Source organism: Sphingobium sp. L-44 (assembly GCF_056859495.1).
On the sequence record NZ_JBSXOQ010000088.1, the window covers coordinates 37,379 to 57,696 of the forward strand.

Genomic DNA, 20,318 nt, shown 5'->3' on the forward strand with positions numbered 1-20,318 from the left:
CGCCGAAAGGGGAGAAATATCATGCACTTCCGTTCTCTAGCTCTCGCTGCCATCAGCCTGCCCGTTTTCGCTACGGCAACCGCCCATGCCGAAACGCCCGATGCCGCCCCGGCCGATTCGATCATCGTCACCGCACAACTGCGCGAACAGGACCCGATCGACGTGCCGATGGCGCTGAGCGTCGTCGGCAATGAACAGATGGACCGTATGGGCCTTTATGAGTTCGACGCGCTGTCGCGCTTCGTGCCGGGTTTCGACGTCCAGAACCAGTCGCCCAACAATCCCGGCTTCGTGATGCGCGGCATCACGTCGGATAGCGGCACCGCCAGCAACGAGCCGCGCGTGTCTGTCTATCAGGACGGCGTTTCCATCTCCAAGTCGCGCGGCTCCTATGTCGAGTTGTTCGACATCGAGCGGGTCGAGATCGCCAAGGGGCCGCAATCGACCCTCTATGGTCGCGGCGCGCTGATCGGCGCGGTCAACATCATCCAGAACAAGGCGCAGCTCAACAATGTCGAAGCAGCGGGCCGGGTCTCCTATGGCAATTATAATAGCTGGCTGACCGAGGGCATGGTCAATGCGCCGATCGGCGAAGGCATGGCGATCCGCCTGGCCGGCCGCATCCGCAAGCGCGACGGCTATACCGAAAACCTGCTGGGCGGCGCCGACTTCAACTCGGCCGACACCAAGGCGGTGCGCGGCAGCTTCCATGGCGAGAAGGGCGATTTGAGCTTCGACCTGATAGGCAATTATCAGAAGGACACACCAAACGGCACCGGCTTCAAGTCGATCGCCTATAACCCGACCGATCCGGCCACCGGCGTGGTGATCGGCGATCGCGGCCGCAACAGCGGCGCCGCGCTGGCAGCGGCCGATGGCTTCGAGGGTGGCAAGGGCCTAGGCCTTGATCGCCAGGTCTGGGGCGTCACCGGCATCGCCAGGCTGAAGCTCAACGACCAGTTCAACCTCACGTCCACCACCGCCTTCCGCCGCTTCGACGCGCTGGAAATCTTCGACGCGGACGGCATTTCCCTGCCGATGCTGACCGCGGCGGAGGACGCGCGCGGCCGCCAGTTCAGCCAGGAATTCCGCCTGACCTATGAAAACGGTCCGATCTCCGCGTTTGTCGGCGGCAGCTATTTCTGGGAAAACGGCACGCAGCGTGTGCCCACCCAATTTGACGAGCGCGCAACGCTGGCGCGGCTGGCCAATGCCCTCAACGGTGGTGGTGCCATCCCCGGCCGCCCCGCGACCGATCCGGTGCCGATGTCGGTATTGGCCAGCCCGGCCTTCACCGGAGCCCTGCTACAGGGCGTGGCGAGCGCCTATGGCGTCAGCCTGTCGAGCGCGCAGGCCCAGGCGATCGCTGCCAACCTGAAGCCCGGTCATCTGGAAAGCACCACCAATGGCGCGCGTACCCGCGCCTTCGACCTGTTCGGCGACGTGACCCTGCGCCTGTCCGACCAGTTCGAGCTTGGTGGCGGCCTGCGCTACACCCATGACGACAAGCGCAGCACCTATTGGTCGTCGGTCGACAATGGCCGGTCGATCCTGGGCGGGCTGATCGGTGCGCTGACCCAGCCGGCGGCGGTGCGCGACGCATTGCTGCAGGCGCTGGCCGTGCCGGGCGCGGCGAACATCCCGACCTCGGCCGCCTATCCGGTGCCGATGTTCGGCCTCGGCGCCCAGCCGACCGCCGGCAATGGCGGGGTCGACAGCGACACGCTGCGCAATGGCGGCTTTTCCTGGCGCCTGACTGCCCGCTACAAGCCGGGCACCGACACCAGCCTCTATGCCACCTATGCCCGTGGCCGTCGCCCGCAAGTGCTGGCCGCCAGCGCGCCGTCCGCGCCGATGGGCGCCACCCGCTTTTCCGTGCTGGACTCCGAAACGGTCGACAGTTTCGAACTGGGCGCCAAGACCGCGCTGATGAACCGCACCCTGTTCCTCGACGGGGCGGCCTTCTTCTACCAATATGATAATTTCCAGACCACGGTGCAGCAGGGCACGCAGTTCGTCCTGACCAATGCCGGCAAGGCCGAAAGCTATGGTTTCGAGGGCCAGCTGCGCTGGGTGCCGAGCGACGTGCTGACCCTGTTCGCGACCTATGCCTATAATCATAGCCGCTTCCAGACGGGCGTGCGCGACGGCAACCGCTTCCGCCTGTCGCCCGACCATAGCGCGTCCTTCGGCGCGCAGGCGTCCCTGCCCGCCGGCCCCGGCCGCATCGTCTTCACGCCCAGCGTCACCTGGCAGTCGAAGGCCTATTTCGACGATGACAATGACCGCCCCGACCTGCAGCAGCCGCCCGCCGCTCTGGTCGCCGACAATATCCAGGACGAATGGCAGGGCAGCTATGCACTGGTCAATGCGCGGCTTGGCTATGAGGCGCCCGGTGGCGCCTGGCGGATCGAGGGCTTCATCGAGAATGCCTTCGACAAGAAATATATCATGGATGCGGGCAATACCGGCGACAGTCTGGGCATGCCGACCTTCATCGGCGGGGCGCCACGCTTCTATGGCGTGTCGGCCAGCTTCCGCTTTGGCGGTGCACAATGAGCGAGGATGGCATGAAGCTTGACCGTCGCGCGGCGCTGGGCCTGATCGGCTCGGGCGCTGCCCTCCCCGGCATCGGCATGGCGGCGACACAAGCCGCCGCCGGCTTCGTCCATGGCGTGGCCAGCGGCGACCCGACCCAGCGCGGCGCGATCCTGTGGACCCGCGTCACCCCGGCCGACCCGGCGCAGCAGGCGGCGATCGCGCTGCGCTGGCATGTCGCCGAAAGTGCCGGCGGCAAGCCGGTCGAAAGCGGCACCGCGCAGGCGCGCGCCGCTCGCGACTTCACGGTCAAGGTCGAGCCGCGCAGGCTCAAGGCCGGCCATGACTATCATTACTGGTTCGAACTGGCGGACGGCACGCCATCGCCGGTCGGCCGCTTTCGCACCCTGGCCAGGGGCGCGGTGGCCGATGCCGTGCTGGCGGTGGTCTCCTGCCAGCTCTACCCCGGCGGCTTCTTCACCGCCTATGACTCGATCGCCGCGCTCGACCGGATCGATGCGGTCGTGCATCTGGGCGACTATATCTATGAATATGGCGCCGACGGCTATGGCGCGGAGATCGGCCAGAAGATCGGGCGCGGGCTGGAACCCGCGCATGAGATCGTGACGCTGGCCGACTATCGCACCCGCCATGCCCATTACAAGGGCGACAGGAGCCTTCAGGCGGCCCATGCCCGTGCCGCCTTCATCTGCGTCTGGGACGATCATGAAACCGCCAATGACAGCTGGATCGGCGGCGCGGAAAATCACCAGCCCGCGACCGAGGGCGACTGGGCCAAGCGCAAGGCCGCCGCGATGCAGGCCTATTTCGAATGGATGCCGATCCGCGATCCGCATGGCAATGATCCCTGGGAAGCGATCAACCGCCGTTTCGACTTTGGCGATCTCGCCACCCTGCTGATGGTCGAGACGCGCCTGCTCGCCCGCAGCGAACAGGCCGGCTTCAAGGGCGAGACGCCGGGCCGATCGGAAGTCGCGGCGGTGCTGGCCGAACGCAACCGGCCGGACCGCGAGATGCTGGGCGAGCCGCAGCGCGCCTGGCTGGAGAAGGAATTGGCCGCGTCGGTCAAGGCCGGCACGCCCTGGCAGATATTGGGCAATCAGGTGGTGATGGCGCGGGTCAACGGCCCGGACCTCGCCAAGCTGTTCGGCACAGAGAAGGCCGCGGCCATGATCGCGACGCTGGAACCGTCGGTGCGGGCGCAGGTGGAACTGGCGCAAGCCGGCTATCGCGCCGGCCTGCCCTTCAACCTCGATGCCTGGGACGGTTATCCCGCCGCGCGCGAGCGGCTGTACCAGAGCATCCGCCGGGCCGGCGCCCATCCGCTGGTGCTGGCCGGGGACAGCCATGCCTTCTGGGCCAATCAACTGGCCGACGCACAGGGCAATGCCATCGGCGTGGAATTTGGCACGTCATCGATCAGCAGCCCGTCGATCGGCGACATGCTGCCGAAAATGCCGATCGGCGACCTGCTGCAACAGGCAAGCCCGGAGGTCGCCTTCTGCGACCAGCGCGCCAAGGGCTATATCCTGCTGACGCTGACACGGGAAAAGGCGACCGGCGACTATATCGCCATGTCGACCATCTATGCCCCCAAGGCAGAGGCCCGCACGCTCAAGCGCGTCTCGCTGCCGGCGGGCGCCACCCGGTTCGACGTAACCTGAAAGCGTCGGGGGCTGCGGATGCCCTGCCCGCAGCCCCCGATCTCGCGAGACTTACCGCTCCCTGATGACGAGCGATTTACCCGCATATTTCGCCGGATCGACGTTCGGCAAGGTCTGGATCTTGCGCCCCTTGCGGCTCATCCAGGTGACTTCGACCTTGACCGCGTCCATGGTTTTCAGGCCGAAATGCAGAGGCGCCGCATTTTCCGAATTATAGCCGTCGCCCGTCGACAGCTGTCGCGCGGCCAATATCTTGCCGGCCTTGTCATAGAGGCGCACTTCCGCCCCCATGCGGGTGAAACGCCCCTTCGCGTCGAGCAGCGTAACCGACAGGCTGCGCCTGGCCGCTGCCCGGTCCAGATCATTGTGGAACAGGAAATGGCCGCCCTGGCTGGTATAACCACGCATCACCGACAGATCGAGCGCACCGTCCCGGTCATAATCGACCCATTGCACGCCATGGTCGCCGACATTGAGCTGCGACGTTTCGGTCAGAACCTGGCGGAAGCCCTTGCCCGCTTCATTATGGAAGAGACTGTCCCTGGGCTGCTGCTGGTCGCGCGGGCCATGATAGGAGGTTACATAGAGGTCGAGATAGCCGTCATTGTCATAATCACCCCACACCGCGCCGACGGCATGATTGTCGATGCCGACCCCCATCTCCTTGGCGACGTTGGTGAAGGTGCCGTCACCATCATTATGGTAGAGCGCATTCACGCCATAATTGGGTACGAACAGATCAAGATAGCCGTCATTGTCATAGTCGCCAACGGCGCAGCCGACACCGCCTTCCTCCTTGGAACGGCCCGGATTGTCCAGGCCCAGTTCGGGCGCGACATCGGTGAAGCTGCCGTCGCCATTGTTGCGCCACAGCGCATCGGCCGCGCCTGACTGATTGGCCAGGAAGACGTCCAGAAAGCCGTCGCGATTATAGTCGAACCAGCAGGCGCCCACGGTCGGCCGACTGTCCGACACGCCGGTACCGGCCAAGACCTGCACGAACTTGCCCTTGTCGTTGCGATAGAGGCTGTTGGGGCCGATGCGATTGGCAGCATAGACGTCGAGGTCGCCGTCATTGTCATAGTCGACCCAACTGGTCTGGCGCGCGGAGCGGTTGGGGATGGTCAGCCCCAGTTCGGGCGCGACATTGGTGAACTTCCTGCCGCCTTCGTTGCGGAACACAAGGCTCAGTTCGCCCGGCATGGTCGCCCCGCCCAGCAGGTCGATCCAGCCGTCGCCGTCATAATCGCCCCAGGCGACGCCGCGCATTTCCGGGCCGGATGTGGGGAGCCCCAGTTCCGGCCCGACGTTCACGAACGTGCCATTGTCATTGCGATAGAGGCGGATATCGCCCCCCTTGAGCGAGACAACAAGATCGAGGTCGCCATCATTGTCGAAGTCGGCCCAACTGTTGGACAAGGATCCGGCGATGGCGAAATCGCCCGGCTGTATGGAGGTGAAGGGCGGCTCGGCAGGCGGTGCCGCATCCTGCGCCGTTGCCGGCTGGCACAGCAGCATCAGCGGCAGGATATGGCAAAGCGTCCGGTTCAGCGACGGCATGGATATTCCCCTCTTTCTGTCAGATTTTGCTGGTTTTGCGCGTATCGGGCATGCGCAGATAAACGATCAGCGACACCGCGATCATGGCGGTGACGTACCAGTAGAAGCCGCCTTCCATCCCGGCATGCTTCATCCAGAGCGCGGCATATTCGGCGGTGCCGCCGAACAGGGTGTTGGCCAGTGCATAGGGAAGCGCGACGCCCAGCGCCCGGATATTGGCCGGGAACAGCTCTGCCTTCACGATCGCGTTGATCGAGGTGTAGCCGGTGACGATCACCAGGCCGCCCAGCACCAGCAGGAAGGCGCCGAAGGAGGAGGTGACGCGTTCCAGCGCCGTGAAGATCGCGGTGGTGAACAGGACGCCGCTGATCCCGAAGCCGATCAGCAGCGGTTTGCGGCCGATGCGATCGGACAGCCAGCCGGCCATGGGCTGCAACAGCATGTAGATGAACAGCGCCGACGCCATGATCGCGGTCGCGGTCTGGCGGCCGAAGCCGGCGCTGTTGACCAGGAATTTCTGCATATAGGTGCTGTAGGCATAGAAGGCGAGCGTGCCGCCGGCGGTGAGCGCCATGACCAGCAGCACTTCGCGCGGATGGCGGCGGATGAGGTTGAGGCCGCTGGAGCGGGGCTGTTCGCTGACCGCCGCGCTTTCCTCGAAGGCTTCGGTTTCCTTGAGGCCCCGGCGCAGGCGATAGACGCCGACCGCCATCACCCCGCCGATCACGAACGGCACGCGCCAGCCCCAACTTTCCAGCTGATGTTCGGTGAGGAACAGCTGGAGCAGCAGCAGGACGCAGAGCGCCAGCAACTGGCCGGCGATCAGCGTCACATATTGGAAGCTGGAGAAGAAGCCGCGCTGGTCGCTCTGCGCCATTTCGGACAGATAGGTGGCGCTGGCGCCATATTCGCCGCCGATCGACAGGCCCTGCATCAGGCGCGCGAGCAGCAGCAGGGCCGGCGCGGCGACGCCGATGCTGGCATAGCCGGGGATGGCGGCGATCATCAGCGATCCGCCGGCCATCATCATGACGGACAGGGTGAGACCCGCCTTGCGCCCCCTGCGGTCGGCATAGATGCCCATCGCCCAGGCGCCGATCGGCCGCATCAGGAAGCCGACGGCAAAGATCGCCGCCGCATTCAGCAGCTGGGCGGTACTGTCGTCCGACGGAAAAAAGACCGGCGCGAAATATAGGGTGAAGGCGGAATAGACATACCAGTCATACCATTCGATCAGATTGCCGATCGATCCGCCAAGGATGGATTTCAGGCGATCCTGGCGGGAAAGACTGGCTGGGGAGAGAGACGCAACATGTTCCATCCCCGTTGATACGGACGGCCCCGCTCGTTCTGCTAACTGCCTTCGGCGGACACCAAAATTATCGAATTGTCGCTGCCCGGAACGGCGCGGATGCCGAAGCCGCTTTCGAGCGCGTCGACGAAATCCTGCGACCGGTCGAGGCGGAAGGCACCGCCGACCCGCAGGCTGGCGATCGCCGGATCGCCGATCACCAGCGGGGTGGGGCGATAGCGGTTGAACTCCTCGACCGCCTGGGCGAGCGTGTCGCCCTCAAACTCGACCATCCCTGCCTGCCAGGCGGTGCGCTGCCGGATCTTGGCCGGTTCCAGATGGGTGACAGCGATGCTACCGCTGCGCACGGCGGCGCTGCGCCCGCTTTCGATCCGACGGACGGCGGAGTCGCCGTTGCGCACCGCCACGATCCCCTCGATCACGGTCAGTTCGGTGACATCGGCGCGCAGGCGGACGTTGAACATCGTGCCCACGGCGCGCACCAGCGTCCCGTCGGCATTGACGATGAAGGGCCGTTTCTTGTCATGCGCGACATCGAACTGCGCCTCGCCCTTCAGCAGGGTGATCTGCCTGATGTCGTCGCGCAGGGCGACCTCGACCGAGCTGTTGGTGTTGAGATGGATGCGGGAGCCGTCGGCAAGCTGCACCGTGCGGGTCTCGCCCAGGGCTGTGCGATAATGATCGACCGTGCCGAGCAGTCGCAGCGCGACGGTGGAGGCGACGCCGATCGCGGCGGCTGCGGTTGCCAGGCCGATGAGCAGGCCACGCCGGCCGACCAGGTGCGGCCGGATTTCGGCAACGGGTTCTTCCGGGGCGGGATCGTCGGGCAGCGCGATTGCCGGCGCTGCAGGTTCGTCCCGCTGACTGACGGGCAGTTCATTGAGCCGCTCGGTCAGTTCCCAGCCGGCCTCCGCCTTGGCAAAGGCGAAGCCATGGGCAGGGTCCAGCGCCACCCAGGCATAGGCGTCATTCCAGTCTTCCGGGGCGTCGCTCGCCCGCGCCATAAGATACAGACGAGCCGCTTCGGCCTCGATCGCCTGCATGTCCTCCGCGCTTCTGTAGCGACCAACCAAATCCAGAACCCTCAAACTGTCCGATGGCTTGCATTATCTTCACAGCCGCGCGCGTCAAATGCTTGTCCACTGTAAAGACGGATAGCTGCATCTCCTCTGCTATCTCCTTGACCGATTTCTCATGGACCCGGCGCAGGATGAAGGCCCGCCGGCATTGCGCCGGCAGCGTGTCGAGAATGGCCTGGAGATGGCGCAGCTCGTCGCGCGCGTGCAGCGCTTCCTCGGTCGAATTGTCGGTCTGGAGTACGTCGAGTTCGGCGACCAGTTCGAGCGACACGATCTTCTCGCGCCGGGCCTCGTCGATCAGCAGGTTGCGCGCGATCTGGAACAGGAAGGCCTTGCCGCTCTGTGCGCGGTGAATGTCGCCATTCGCATAGGCGCGGGTCATGCATTCGGCGACGATGTCATCCACATCCTGGCGGTGGGACACCACCCGGCGCAGGCGGGAGCGCAAGGCGCCCTCATGGGGCAGGATGGCCTGCTTGAACCAGTCCAGCCTTGCCCTGATCGAGTCCACGTCCACAGCCACGCTTGTCCCCCTGTGCTTATCATTCTCCCCTCCGGCGCGCCCGATCCGGCGCTGCGTCGAGGCAGTGCTAGACCGATAGCGAAGGCCCCCTCGTCACAAAAATGAGATATTTTTAAGCGTCGTTAGCAGAAACGCGATCGGCCTCCGTATCCACCACTGAAGGGCAAATAATTTCGCAGCCCAATCATTTCACGGGGGATATGATGTCGCGTAATTTTCGGAACGTTTCTCTGTGCGCGGTCGCAACAGTTGTTGCCCTCAGCACCCAGTCGGCGGCAGCCGCGGAGCCGGCGAAATTCAAGATTCCGGCCCAGTCAATGCAGACGGCGCTGACGCTCTTCGCCAAGCAGTCTGGCATCCAGCTTCTCTTTCCCTATGACCAGGTCGCCGGCCTGCATGCCCAGTCGGTCAACGGCAAGATGGCGCCCGATGTCGCGTTGCAGCGGCTGATCGCCGGATCGGGGCTGAAGATCACGCTGTCGAACAACAATGTCATTGCCTTGTCGCTGAGCGCCCAGGCCCACAAGAGCCGCGCCGTCGAAGTCGCGAGCCTGGGCGTCACCGCCCTTCCCTTCGCGATGCAGGCCAGCACCGTACCGCAGGCCAGCACCGCCGCGGCCGAGGAAGCCCCCGGCCCGGCAATCGTCGTGACCGGGTCGCGCGGCCAGGCCCGCACCGTCACCGACAGCCCGACGCCGATCGACGTTATTTCCGGCGCGGATCTGACCCGCACCGGCAAGGCGGGCGTGTTCCAGGCGCTCAACACGCTGATGCCATCCTTCAACCTGCCGGTGCGAGCGGGCGGCGCCACCTCCACCGTCATCGCGACCGGCGGCCTGCGCGGTCTCAATCCCGACCAGGCACTGATCCTGGTCAACGGCAAGCGTCGCCACAAGACCTCGCTCATCAACGCGGTGTCGACGCTCTACAACGGCTCGGTCCCGGCCGATCTGGACATGATCCCGACCGCCGCGGTCGATCATATCGAAGTGCTGCGTGACGGTGCCGCCGCTCAATATGGGTCGGACGCCATCGCCGGCGTCATCAACATCATCCTGAAGGATGACAGCAGCGGCGGCTCCGCCAATTTCACCGCCGGCCAGAATTTCGACCGGTCCGATGGCGAACTCTATCAGGCCGACCTCAATTTCGGGATGAAGCTGGGCGAGAACGGTTTCGCCAACCTCTCGCTCAACCTCAAGAAGCAGGAAATGTCGAACCGTGCGCTGCCGCTCGCCGACTGTTCGGTCACGGCCACCACCACCTGCCTCTATCCGCTGGTGAACGGGCAGCTCGATCCGCGCGACGCAGCCGCAGTCGGCACCGAACGCATCGTCACCACCAGCTATGGCGTCATGCCCTCCCGCAGCATCAATACTGCGCTCAATGCCGGATATGATCTGGGCGGCGTCGAACTCTACGCCTTCGGCACCTACAGCCAGCGGCGGTCGGACCTGTGGTACAGCTATCGCTACCCCAAGGACATCAACAATGTCATGGGCATCTACCCCAACGGCTATCGCCCCCATATCATGATCGACGAGGAGGATTTCGAACTCACCGTCGGCGCGAAGGGCGAAGTCGCGGGCTGGGACTGGGACTTTTCCACCGGCTATGGCCGCAATCGCGCCCGCCAGTCGTCGGAAGGCACGCTCAACCCCTCGCTGGGCACGCTCAGCCCCACCGAATTCTATATCGGCACCCTCAAATCCTCGGAGTTCGTCACCTCGCTCGACGTGACCCGCGGCTATGATGTGGGTGGCGGCAACCTGCAGGTGTCGGCAGGCGCGCAGCAGCGCCATGAACGCTACCAGACCTTCGCCGGGGATGAGGCCAGCTATGCCGTAGGCCCGGCGATCGTGTCGGGCATGACGCCGGGCGCGCAAAGCTCGGCCGGCTTCCAGCCGGGCGACGCGGCCTATATGTCCCGCGACAATGTTTCGCTGTATGCCGACGTGGCGTGGGATCCCAACAAGGATATCACGATCGGCGCCGCTGCACGCTTCGAACATTATGACGATGGCAGCGGCAACACGCTGATCTGGAAGGTCAATGGGCGCTATGCCGCGACCGACTGGATCGCCTTTCGCGCGGCCGCCAATACCGGCTTCCGGGCGCCCGCCGTCGCCCAGCAAATCTATACCCAGACGACCAACCAGTTCCGCACCGTCAATGGCGTTCCCAACCAGTTGCTGCAAATCAAGACGCTGGCAGTCGACGATCCCGCTGCAATCGCGCTTGGTGCAGAATCGCTGCAGCCCGAAACATCGTTCAACATCTCCGCTGGCGTGGTGCTGACGCCGCTGCCCAATTTCAACCTGACGATCGATGCCTATCAGATCGACGTGGACGATCGCATCACCATCACCAGCACCCTGACCGGCACAGCGATCTCCAACATCTTGATCGCCAGCGGCGTGCCTGAAGCGGAAGCGCGGACGCTGACGGCGCAATATTATACCAACGCGATCGACACCCGCACCCGCGGCATCGACGTCGTCGCATCCTACAAGCATGGCCTGTTCGACACGGTGAACATGCAGTGGAATCTGGGCTTCAACTACAACAAGACCAAGATCACCCACATCATCGACAATCCGCCCGAACTGGCCGCGCTGGGCAGCGATTATGTCCTGTTCGATCGCGCGCGCCGCAGCAACATGACCAACAATCTGCCGCGCATCAAGCTGTCGATCAGCAACCTCGCCACCATGGGCGACTTCACCCTGTCGTCGCGCCTGACGCGCTTTGGTAGCTTCAAATCCTACCAGAACGGCGTCACCACCGATGGCGTCACCACCTACCCGAATGATCGCAGTTATGGCGCCAAGTGGGTCACCGACCTGGAGGCCAGCTGGCAGGTCACGCCACTGGTCAACATCGCGATCGGCGCGAACAATATCTTCAACGTCTATCCCGACAAGAACCGGGCCAGCGACGTCAGCGCCACGCTGGGCCAGGGGCTCTATGCCGGCACCTCGCCGATCGGGTTCACCGGCGGCTTCTATTATGGCCGCGTCGGCCTGAGTTTCTGATCCATCACCGACCAAGGCGCCGCTCCGCACGGGGCGGCGCATTTTCTGCACTGACGGGAGAATGATGGCGATGCGCCATATGACGATCTGGCTGGCGGCCCTGGCTGCTTCCTCCGCGATGACCGCCTCGGTAGCGGCCCCCTCCACCCGTTGGGGCGGCGGCGAAATATTGTGGGACAGTTTCGGCGTGCCCCATATCTACGCAAAGACCGAGGAAGGCGGCTTCTACGGCTTTGGCTATGCCCAGGCCCAGAGCCACGGCAACCTGCTGTTGCGCATGTATGGCGAAAGCCGCGCTCGCGCTGCCGAATATTGGGGCGAGAAATATGAGAGCCAGGACAAATGGCTGGTCGCCAATCACGTGCCGGCCCGCTCCGCCCAGTGGTTCAGACAGCAGACGCCGCAAATGAAGAAGAATCTCGAAGCCTTTGCAGCCGGGGTGAATGCCTATGCTGCCGCCCATCCCGACAGAATCGCGCCGGAAGTGAAGGTCGTGCTACCGCTCCGGGGCGTCGACATCATCGCCCATGCCCAGCGGCTGATGAATTTCGGCTATATCGCATCCGACCGGAAGGTGCTGACCGATCCGTCGATCAACGAGGCCGGAGGGTCGAACGCCTGGGCGGTCGCGCCTTCGCGCTCGGCCAGCGGCAAGGCGATGCTGCTCGCCAACCCGCATCTGCCCTGGGCGCCGAGCCAGCTCACTTATTATGAGGCACAGATCACCGCGCCGGGCCTGGCCATCTACGGCGCGACGCAGGTCGGCCTGCCGGTGTTGCGCTTCGGCTTCAACAATGATCTGGGCTTCACCAACACCGTCAACACGATGCAGGGTTTCACGAGCTACAAGCTGGTGCTGGAAGGCGATGGCTATCGCTTCGACGGCAAGACGCTGCCGTTCGATACGGTGACGAAGAGCTACAAGGTCAAGCAGGCGGACGGCACGCTGAAGAGCGTCAGCTTCGAACAGAAAAGCACGGTCCATGGCCCGGTCTTCACCCTGCCTGACGGCAAGACGACGGTCGCGCTCAAGGTCGCCGGCCTCGACCGGCCCGGCGTGCTGGAGCAATATCTGGAGATGGGCAAGGCGCGCGACTGGGGCGCGTTCGAAAAGGCGCTGCGCAAGATGCAGGTGGTGATGTTCAACATCATCTATGCCGACCGCGCCGGCCATATCCTCTATCTCGACAACGGCCTGCTGCCCAAGCATGCGAGCGGCGACCTCAAATATTGGTCGACGCCGGTGCCGGGCGATACATCGGCGACGCTGTGGAAGGATGTCCACAGCTATGACGACATGCCCAAGCTGCTCGATCCGGCGACCGGCTTCGTCCAGAACGCCAATGATCCGCCATGGCTGGCGACCTGGCCCCGTGCGCTCGATCCCAAGAGCTTCCCTGCCTATGTCGCGCCGGTCGGGCCGATGAGCCAGCGGGCACAGATGTCGGTCAAGCTGATGAGTCAGACGCCCAAGATCAGCTTCGACGATTTCGTGTCGCGCAAGCTGACCACCACCTCGCTGATGGCGGAACGGATGTTGCCCGACCTGCTGGCGGCAGCCGCCGGATCGAACGATGCCGAGGTGCAGGCGGCGACGGCGTTGCTCAAGGGCTGGGACCATCGGTTCGAACCCGACAGCCGCGCCGCGCTGCTGTTCGAAACCTGGGCCGGCCTCTTCGCGCCCAAGAATTTCACCGACCAGTCCAACTATGCCGTCAAATGGACTCTGGACGACCCGCTGGAAACGCCACGCGGCCTGAAAGACCCGACGGCAGCCGTCGCCATGCTGAAGGAAGCGGTGGCGAAGACGAAGCAGCTATACGGCGCGATCGACCGTCCGTTCGGCGATGTCTCGCGCTTTCATATCGGCGATGTCAGCGTGCCGGCCAATGGCGGCTTCGGCAATACCGGCGTGTTTCGCACCATCACCTGGGGGGCCATGAAAAATGGCGAGCGCACGCCCCTCCATGGCGAGACATGGGTTTCCATGGTCGAATTCAGCACGCCGATGAAGGCCGTGGGCCTGATGAGCTATGGCAATAGCAGCCAGCCCGGTTCCCGGCACAATAGCGACCAGTTGCAATTGCTGGCCGACAAGAAGTTCCGCACCCTGTGGATCAGTCGTGCTGACGTGGAAGGGCATCTGGAAGAGAAGACCGCGTTCTGACAAGGAGCGCGCGCCGGGGTGCAGGTGCTGCATCCCGGCGCGCGCGAATGGATGCGGCTGTGCTGCATCACGCAGGCACAAAGCCGCTCCCCTTTTACCCCTCTTCGCCCATCAAAGCCTCGCCGTCGCAGCCCGGCGTTGCGGCTCAGTGATGCGCACGCCCCCTGCCCAGACCGCTCGCCATCCGAAAATATGACCCTCCACGCATATTTGCGTTGACTTCAATCAACTGCGTTAATATCAAAATTGCACTATCGGATAAAAATAAACCGAGAGGATGGGGAGAAGTGCAATGCGAGGACGAGCGTCTTCATTATTTCTGACGGGTACCGCCCTGTTCACGATGGCCAGCGCGGCCGCCGCCCAGGAGGCCACGCCGCCGGCGGACGCCCAGAGCGGACAGGCATCAGCCCAGGATATCGTCGTCACCGGAACCCGCATCGTGCGCGACGGCTATACCGCGCCGACGCCGGTGACCGTCGCATCGACCGAAGAGCTGGTGAAGGCGACCCCGTCCAACATTCCCGACGCGCTCAACAAGCTGCCGCAGTTCCAGAACTCGTCCAGCCCGTCGCGCAGCTCGATGAACTTCGCCAACACCGCGGCGCACGGCAATGTGCTGAACCTGCGTGGCGTCGGGCCATTGCGCACGCTGATCCTGTTCGATGGTCAGCGGGTGGCGCCGACCACCTATCTCGGCACGGTCGACGTCAACGTCATCCCCAACCTGCTGATCCAGCGGGTGGACGTGGTGACCGGCGGCGCTTCGGCGGCCTATGGCTCCGACGCGGTCTCGGGCGTGGTGAACTTCGTGCTCGACAAGAAATTTACCGGCCTGACCGGCGTCGCCCAGGGCTCGACGTCGCAGCGCGGCGATAATCAGGGCTATCGCTTCGGCATCGCCGGCGGCTTCGACTTTGGTGGCGATCGCGGCCACCTGTTGCTGAGCGCCGAGACTTTCAAGAATAACGGCATGCTGCGCAGCGACCGCAAACTGGGACGTGGCGCCTATAGCTATGTCGGCAGCACGGTCGGCTGCACCAATCCCAATGCTGCGGCCGATCCCACCGCCTGCTCGCCGGGCGGCTCGCTCAATCCCTATATGATCGCATCCGGCGTAACGCTGAGCGCTGCATCGGAATATGGCAAGATCACGTCGGGGCCGTTCACCAATTACCGGTTCGACGCCAATGGCGCGCTGGTGCCGTTCAGCAACGGCACGGCAACCGGATCGCCGGGCTATTTTGTCGGGGGAGACGGTTATGCGATCTCGCCTGACACGCAGGCGGTCGCCCCGCTGCACACCTATCAGGCCTTTGGCCGGGCGAGCTGGGACTTTACGCCGGACGTGACCGGCTATGTCCAGGGCAGCTTCTCGCGCAGCGACCTGTCCTACACCTCGCTGGCCAACAGCCTGGTGCCGCCGACGGCCGCCACGCTCTACAGCGGCAATCCCTATCTGCCGGCCGAACTTCAGGCCGCCTTCACCCCGACCAGCCAGTCGATCACCCTCGCCCGCTATGGCGCCAATTCACCCCGGCCCCACACGACGGAACGCACCGATTACTGGATGGTCAATGCCGGGTTCGAAGGGACGCTGGCGGACAAATGGAAATGGAATGTCGCCTTCAACCATGGCGACTCCAATTTCTCGGTCGCACAGGAAGGCGTCTGGGATTGGCAGCATTTCTATGCCGCGACCGATGCCGTGCGCAATGGCAGCGGCCAGACCGTCTGCCGGGCCAGTCTGAGCGCCGATCCGACGATCGCTGCCCGCTACGCCAATTGCCAGCCCTTCAATCTGCTGGCCACCGGCGACGCCTATGCCAGCCAGCCTGGCTATGACTATGTCGTGGGTACGTCGCGTTACCGCGCCCGCATCTGGCAGAACGCCATGTCGGCCAGCATCCAGGGCGCCCTGTTCGACCTGCCCGCCGGTCCGGTCGATGTTGCGCTGGGCGCGGAATATCGCCGCCAGAGCCTGCGCCTGACCAGCAACGCCAACCCGGCCGATCTCGACACGACGGCGGAACGCAATGCTTATTTCGCTGGCCTGCGCGGCGTGCCTTCGTCGGTCTATTATTATTGGCTGACCAATGTCGGCGAGGCGTCGGGCGACCTGAGCGTCAAGGAAATGTTCGGCGAACTGGCGGTGCCGCTGCTCAAGGACCAGCCCTTTGCGCAGGAACTGAGCCTGAACGCGGCCGGCCGTTACACCGATTACAGCACGTCGGGATCGGTCAAGACCTGGAAGCTGGGCGCCACCTGGAAGCCGATCAGCGACCTGCTGCTGCGAGGGTCGGTCTCGCGCGATATCCGCGCGCCCAATCTGTTCGAGCTGTTTGCCGGCGACCAGAGCGCGATCAGCCTGCTGGTCGATCCGGTCAGCGGCATCACCGCCAATGTGCCGCAGGTGACGGGCGGCAACCCCGATCTGAAACCGGAAAAGGCCGATACGCTGACCTTCGGCGCGGTCATCACGCCGTCCTTCCTGCCAGGGCTCAGCCTGTCGGTCGATTATTACCGGATCAAGATCAAGGATGCGATCGGCACGTTGAGCCTGACCCAGATCGTCAACAATTGCAGCCAGAGCGGCGGCACCGCGCCCGAATGTGCGCTCGTCACCCGCGACACGCCGACATCCTTCCCCAGCCAGATCCGGGTGGCGCCCGCCAATATCGCCTTCCTGGAAACCAGCGGCATAGATTTCGACGCGTCCTACCGGACCGAACTGGCGGGCGGCAATCTGGGCCTGCGCCTCTATGCCAGCTATCTCGACACCTATCAGACCCAGCAGTCGTCGACCGCGCCCGTGCTGGAATATGCCGGGATCAGCACGATCAGCAGCACACCGGAGGGCCGCCCGCGCTGGCGTGGCACGCTTAGCGTCAATTATGAGATTGGCCGGGTCGGCGTCTTCCTCAACCAGCAGTTGATCGGCAAGGTGAAACTGGGCATTCCCGGCGGCCTAGAAAACGGCCTTGGCCAGACGATCGGGGCGGTCGGCTATACCGACATGACGCTCAGCTACCGCTTGCCCGTGGCCAACGGTCATGTCGAATTCTTCGGCACCGTCAACAATCTGTTCGACAAGGATCCGCCGTTGATCCCCGGCACCATTCCGGGCGTCAACATCGCCACCAATTTCGCGCTTTACGATACGGTGGGCCGCGCCTTCACAGGTGGCATCCGCTTCAAGTTCTGAAAGCCGGACGGCGGCCTGGTGCCGCCGTATCTCTCTCCCTGGGCGCCGGCTGCCAATGCAACCGGCGTCTCTTTTTTGTCCAAGGAGGTCGCCTTGCCCCATGCTTCGCCCCGTCCCGTCCGTCGCCCGTCCAGCAGGGGCTTGAGCGCGGCCTCCTCCCTCGCGCTGCTCATGGCGCTCTCAGCGCCTGCCGTCGCCCAGACCTCCGATGCTTCGGCCGCGAAAATCTATGGCCGCACGCCGGCGGAATCCTCGCCGCCCAGCTGGCCTCAGCCACTCCGCGCCGCCAACGGGGCTCCCAATATCCTGATCGTCATGACCGACGATGTCGGCTTTGGTGCCAGCAGCACCTTTGGCGGCCCGATCCCCACGCCGACCTTCGACGCGCTCGCGCAGGCCGGACTGCGTTATAACCAGTTCAACACCACCGCCATCTGTTCGCCGACCCGCGCCTCGCTGCTGACCGGGCGCGATCCGCAGGCGGTCGGCATGGGCTATGTCGCCAACTGGGCGACAGGCTATGACGGCTATAACAGCCTGATCCCCAAAAGCGCCGGCACCATGGCCCAGATCCTGAAGGAAAACGGCTATAATACGGCGATGATCGGCAAGGGGCATGTCACCCCGGAATGGGAAATGAGCCGCGCCGGACCGTTCGATCGCTGGCCCACGGGCCTGGGTTTCGAATATTTCTACGGCTTCCTGGGGGCCGACAGCAGCATGGCCGAACCCAATCTGGTCGAAAATACCGCGCATGTGCAGGCGCCAGCCGATCCCGCCTATCATCTGGAACATGATCTGGCCGATCATGCGATCCGCTGGATCGACGAGCAGCATGCGGCCGCCCCGGACAAGCCCTTTCTCCTCTATTATGCGACCGGCACCGCCCATGCCCCCAACCAGCCGCCCGCCGACTGGATGGCGCGCTTTCGTGGCAAATTCGATGCCGGCTGGGACGCGATGCGGGCGGAAACGGTCGCCCGGCAGAAGCGGCTGGGCGTGATCCCCCAGGGCACGGACGACGCTCCCCGGCCCGACACATTGCCGCACTGGGATAGCCTGACCGTCAATCAAAAGCGCCTCTATGCCCGCTATATGGAGGCCTATGCCGCGTCCCTTGCTTACGCTGACGCGCAGATCGGCCGCGTCATTCAGCGACTGCGCGACAATGGCGAGATCGACAACACGCTGATCATCTATATCCAGGGCGACAATGGCGCGAGCGCGGAAGGCAGTTTCGACGGCAAGCTGTTCGAGCAGTCGGCGCTGAGCGGGGTGAAGGAAAATCCCGATTATGCCCTTGCCCATATCGACGATATCGGCACACGATATGCCTATAATCTGATTCCCGGCGGATGGGGCTGGGCGCTCAACGCTCCCTTCCCCTGGGCCAAGCGCTATGGCTCTCATTTCGGCGGCACGCGCAACGGCATGGTCATGTCCTGGCCGCGCCATATCCAGGATCCGGGCGGGCTGCGCAGCCAGTTCCACCATGTCAGCGACATCATGCCGACCGTGCTGGAGGCTGCGGGGGTGAAGGCGCCCGAGATACTGGACGGCATACCGCAAAAGCCGATCACCGGGATCAGCATGGGTTACAGCTTCGCCGCCAAGGACGCCCCCTCGCACCGCACGACCCAGGTGTTCGCGATGGCGCAGAATCTGAGCGTCTACAAGGATGGCTGGGTGGCCGCGACCGCGCCGATGGTGACGCCGTGGGAACGCACGCCGCCGCCGCCCGTGCCGATCGACCAGCGCGTCTGGCAGCTATATGATACCCGTTCGGACTTCAGCGAAGCGCATGACCTGGCCGCAGCCAATCCGCAGAAACTTGCCGCGCTCAAGGATCTGTTCTGGGCTGAAGCGGCGACCGCCGGCATCCTGCCGATCCATGGCAGCGAAGGCGGGCAGAAGGGCCGGCCCGATCCTAATGCCGGGCGCGCCCTGTTCACCTATCATGGCCCGATCGGCCCTATTCCAGAGAGCGCGGCGCCGGGCCTGGTCGGCCATTCCTTCACCATCCGCGCGCAAGTCACGGTTCCTGCCGATGGCGGCCAGGGCGTCATCGCCGTGCATGGCGGCCGTTTCGGCGGCTACAGCCTGTTCCTCGACCAGGGGCGGCCCAGATTCACCTATAATTTGACGCCCGCCCATATGAGCCGGATCGCCGGCACCGCTCCCCTGACGGCGGGGCGGCACGATATCACGCTGCATTTTGTCATGGACCGGGAAGCGCCGACCAGCGGCGCCACCGCCACGCTGCTGGTGGATGGAAAAGAGGTCGCGCGCGGCCGGATCGACCGCACCTTCGCGCTCGTCGTGTCACATACCGAGGATTTCGAGGTCGGCCAGGACAGTATCAGCCCGGTCGATCCTGCCTATGATGTGGTCAGCAGCCACTTCACCGGGACGATTGAGCAGGTGGATATCAGCCTGCCCTAGGGGCCCTTTGCTTTCCGCATTTTGCGAGCCGTCAGCTGTGCCAGCTGACTTCAAAATGCTCTAGCAATAGCGCGCCAGCCAGGCCTCCACCGAAACCGGCAGGTCCGTTTCCCCCGGCGGAGCCAGCAGGCTGGCGCGCGCGCTCATCATCACGTCGCGGACATGCGCCTCCAGCGGCACGGTGCGATTCTCGGGCGGCATATGGTCCCAGCGGACCAGCAGGCTCTGCAGCATCATGTTGCACAGCAGGATGCGGTTGCGCGCGACGTCGGGATGCACCCCCTCCATCAGCGCGCGCAGATGGCCGATCACCCGGAACAGGTTCTGTGCCCTGTCCTCGACCGCCGCGAACAGGCTGGAGGTCAGCGACCAATATTGGGTCGCGAAATGCAGCAGGAAATGGGCATAGGGATGGGCGCCTGCTTCATCCTTCAGGTCGAGCTGCGGCAACAGCAACATACCCAGCAATGCCATCGGATCGCCCAGATGACCGTTCGCTTCCGCCTGCGCCAGCATCCGGCCGCGTATCGGATCCATCTGCTCCACACGGGCGCCGAAGACGGCGGCGAGCAGCCCATCCTTCGATCCGAAATAATAGGTGACGGCATTGGTGTCGCCACAGCGGGCGGCCGTGGCAATCTCGCGCATCGACACGGCATCGATGCCGCGCGCCGCAAAAAGCGCCTCTGCCGCGCGGACGAGCCGCACCATCGGCGGCTCTGCATGGCGCACCCGCTTCCTGGCGGCGCTCAACTCTGGCAAGGCAATCATC

At 64.3% G+C, this 20,318-nt stretch carries 11 protein-coding genes; 6 read left to right on the plus strand and 5 right to left on the minus strand.

The annotated features are described in order from the left end of the window. Positions 1-21: 21 nt before the first annotated feature. Positions 22-2,559, plus strand: coding sequence for a TonB-dependent receptor (locus tag AC13EK_RS11550; protein WP_483022205.1), 2,538 nt, complete (start codon positions 22-24; stop codon positions 2,557-2,559). Positions 2,560-2,570: 11 nt separating this feature from the next. Next, complete coding sequence (locus AC13EK_RS11555; RefSeq protein WP_069336466.1) at positions 2,571-4,223, plus strand: alkaline phosphatase D family protein; 1,653 nt, start codon at positions 2,571-2,573, stop codon at positions 4,221-4,223. Between the two features lie 51 nt (positions 4,224-4,274). On the opposite strand, the gene AC13EK_RS11560 is transcribed toward AC13EK_RS11555, so the two are convergent. From AC13EK_RS11560 to AC13EK_RS11575, 4 genes are read right to left on the minus strand one after another with little or no spacing between them, the layout of a single operon-like run. Then, the gene (locus AC13EK_RS11560; RefSeq protein WP_069336465.1) at positions 4,275-5,783 is read right to left on the minus strand and encodes a CRTAC1 family protein; all 1,509 of its coding nucleotides are present in this window, start codon (positions 5,781-5,783) and stop codon (positions 4,275-4,277) included. A gap of 19 nt (positions 5,784-5,802) precedes the next feature. Then, on the minus strand, positions 5,803-7,104 hold the full coding sequence (locus tag AC13EK_RS11565) for an MFS transporter (protein ID WP_069336464.1): 1,302 nt from the start codon (positions 7,102-7,104) through the stop codon (positions 5,803-5,805). 32 nt (positions 7,105-7,136) lie between these two features. After that, a complete protein-coding gene (locus AC13EK_RS11570) occupies positions 7,137-8,138 on the minus strand; it encodes a FecR family protein (protein WP_069336463.1) in 1,002 nt (333 codons plus the stop codon). Beyond that, positions 8,062-8,697 carry an RNA polymerase sigma factor gene (locus tag AC13EK_RS11575; RefSeq protein ID WP_081331648.1) on the minus strand — a complete coding sequence of 212 codons (636 nt, stop codon included), beginning with the start codon at positions 8,695-8,697 and terminating at the stop codon, positions 8,062-8,064. Before AC13EK_RS11575 ends, AC13EK_RS11570 begins: the two co-directional genes overlap by 77 nt. 317 nt (positions 8,698-9,014) lie before the next feature. Here AC13EK_RS11575 and AC13EK_RS11580 point away from each other — a divergent pair, with 317 nt between their 5' ends. The 4 genes from AC13EK_RS11580 to AC13EK_RS11595 all read left to right on the plus strand — a co-directional run bounded on the left by AC13EK_RS11580 (position 9,015) and on the right by AC13EK_RS11595 (position 19,546). Beyond that, the gene (locus AC13EK_RS11580) at positions 9,015-11,732 is read left to right on the plus strand and encodes a TonB-dependent receptor domain-containing protein (RefSeq protein WP_483022206.1); all 2,718 of its coding nucleotides are present in this window, start codon (positions 9,015-9,017) and stop codon (positions 11,730-11,732) included. Between the two features lie 70 nt (positions 11,733-11,802). Further along, positions 11,803-13,899, plus strand: coding sequence for an acylase (locus tag AC13EK_RS11585; protein ID WP_069336481.1), 2,097 nt, complete (start codon positions 11,803-11,805; stop codon positions 13,897-13,899). Between the two features lie 343 nt (positions 13,900-14,242). Then, positions 14,243-17,104 carry a TonB-dependent receptor plug domain-containing protein gene (locus AC13EK_RS11590; RefSeq protein ID WP_338329085.1) on the plus strand — a complete coding sequence of 954 codons (2,862 nt, stop codon included), beginning with the start codon at positions 14,243-14,245 and terminating at the stop codon, positions 17,102-17,104. 171 nt (positions 17,105-17,275) lie between these two features. After that, on the plus strand, positions 17,276-19,546 hold the full coding sequence (locus tag AC13EK_RS11595; protein ID WP_069336480.1) for a sulfatase-like hydrolase/transferase: 2,271 nt from the start codon (positions 17,276-17,278) through the stop codon (positions 19,544-19,546). A 60-nt stretch (positions 19,547-19,606) separates the two neighbouring features. Here AC13EK_RS11595 and AC13EK_RS11600 read toward each other — a convergent pair whose 3' ends face one another. Next, positions 19,607-20,299: a TetR/AcrR family transcriptional regulator gene (locus AC13EK_RS11600; RefSeq protein WP_202968916.1), complete on the minus strand. Its 693-nt coding sequence runs from the start codon at positions 20,297-20,299 to the stop codon at positions 19,607-19,609. Positions 20,300-20,318 lie beyond the last annotated feature (19 nt).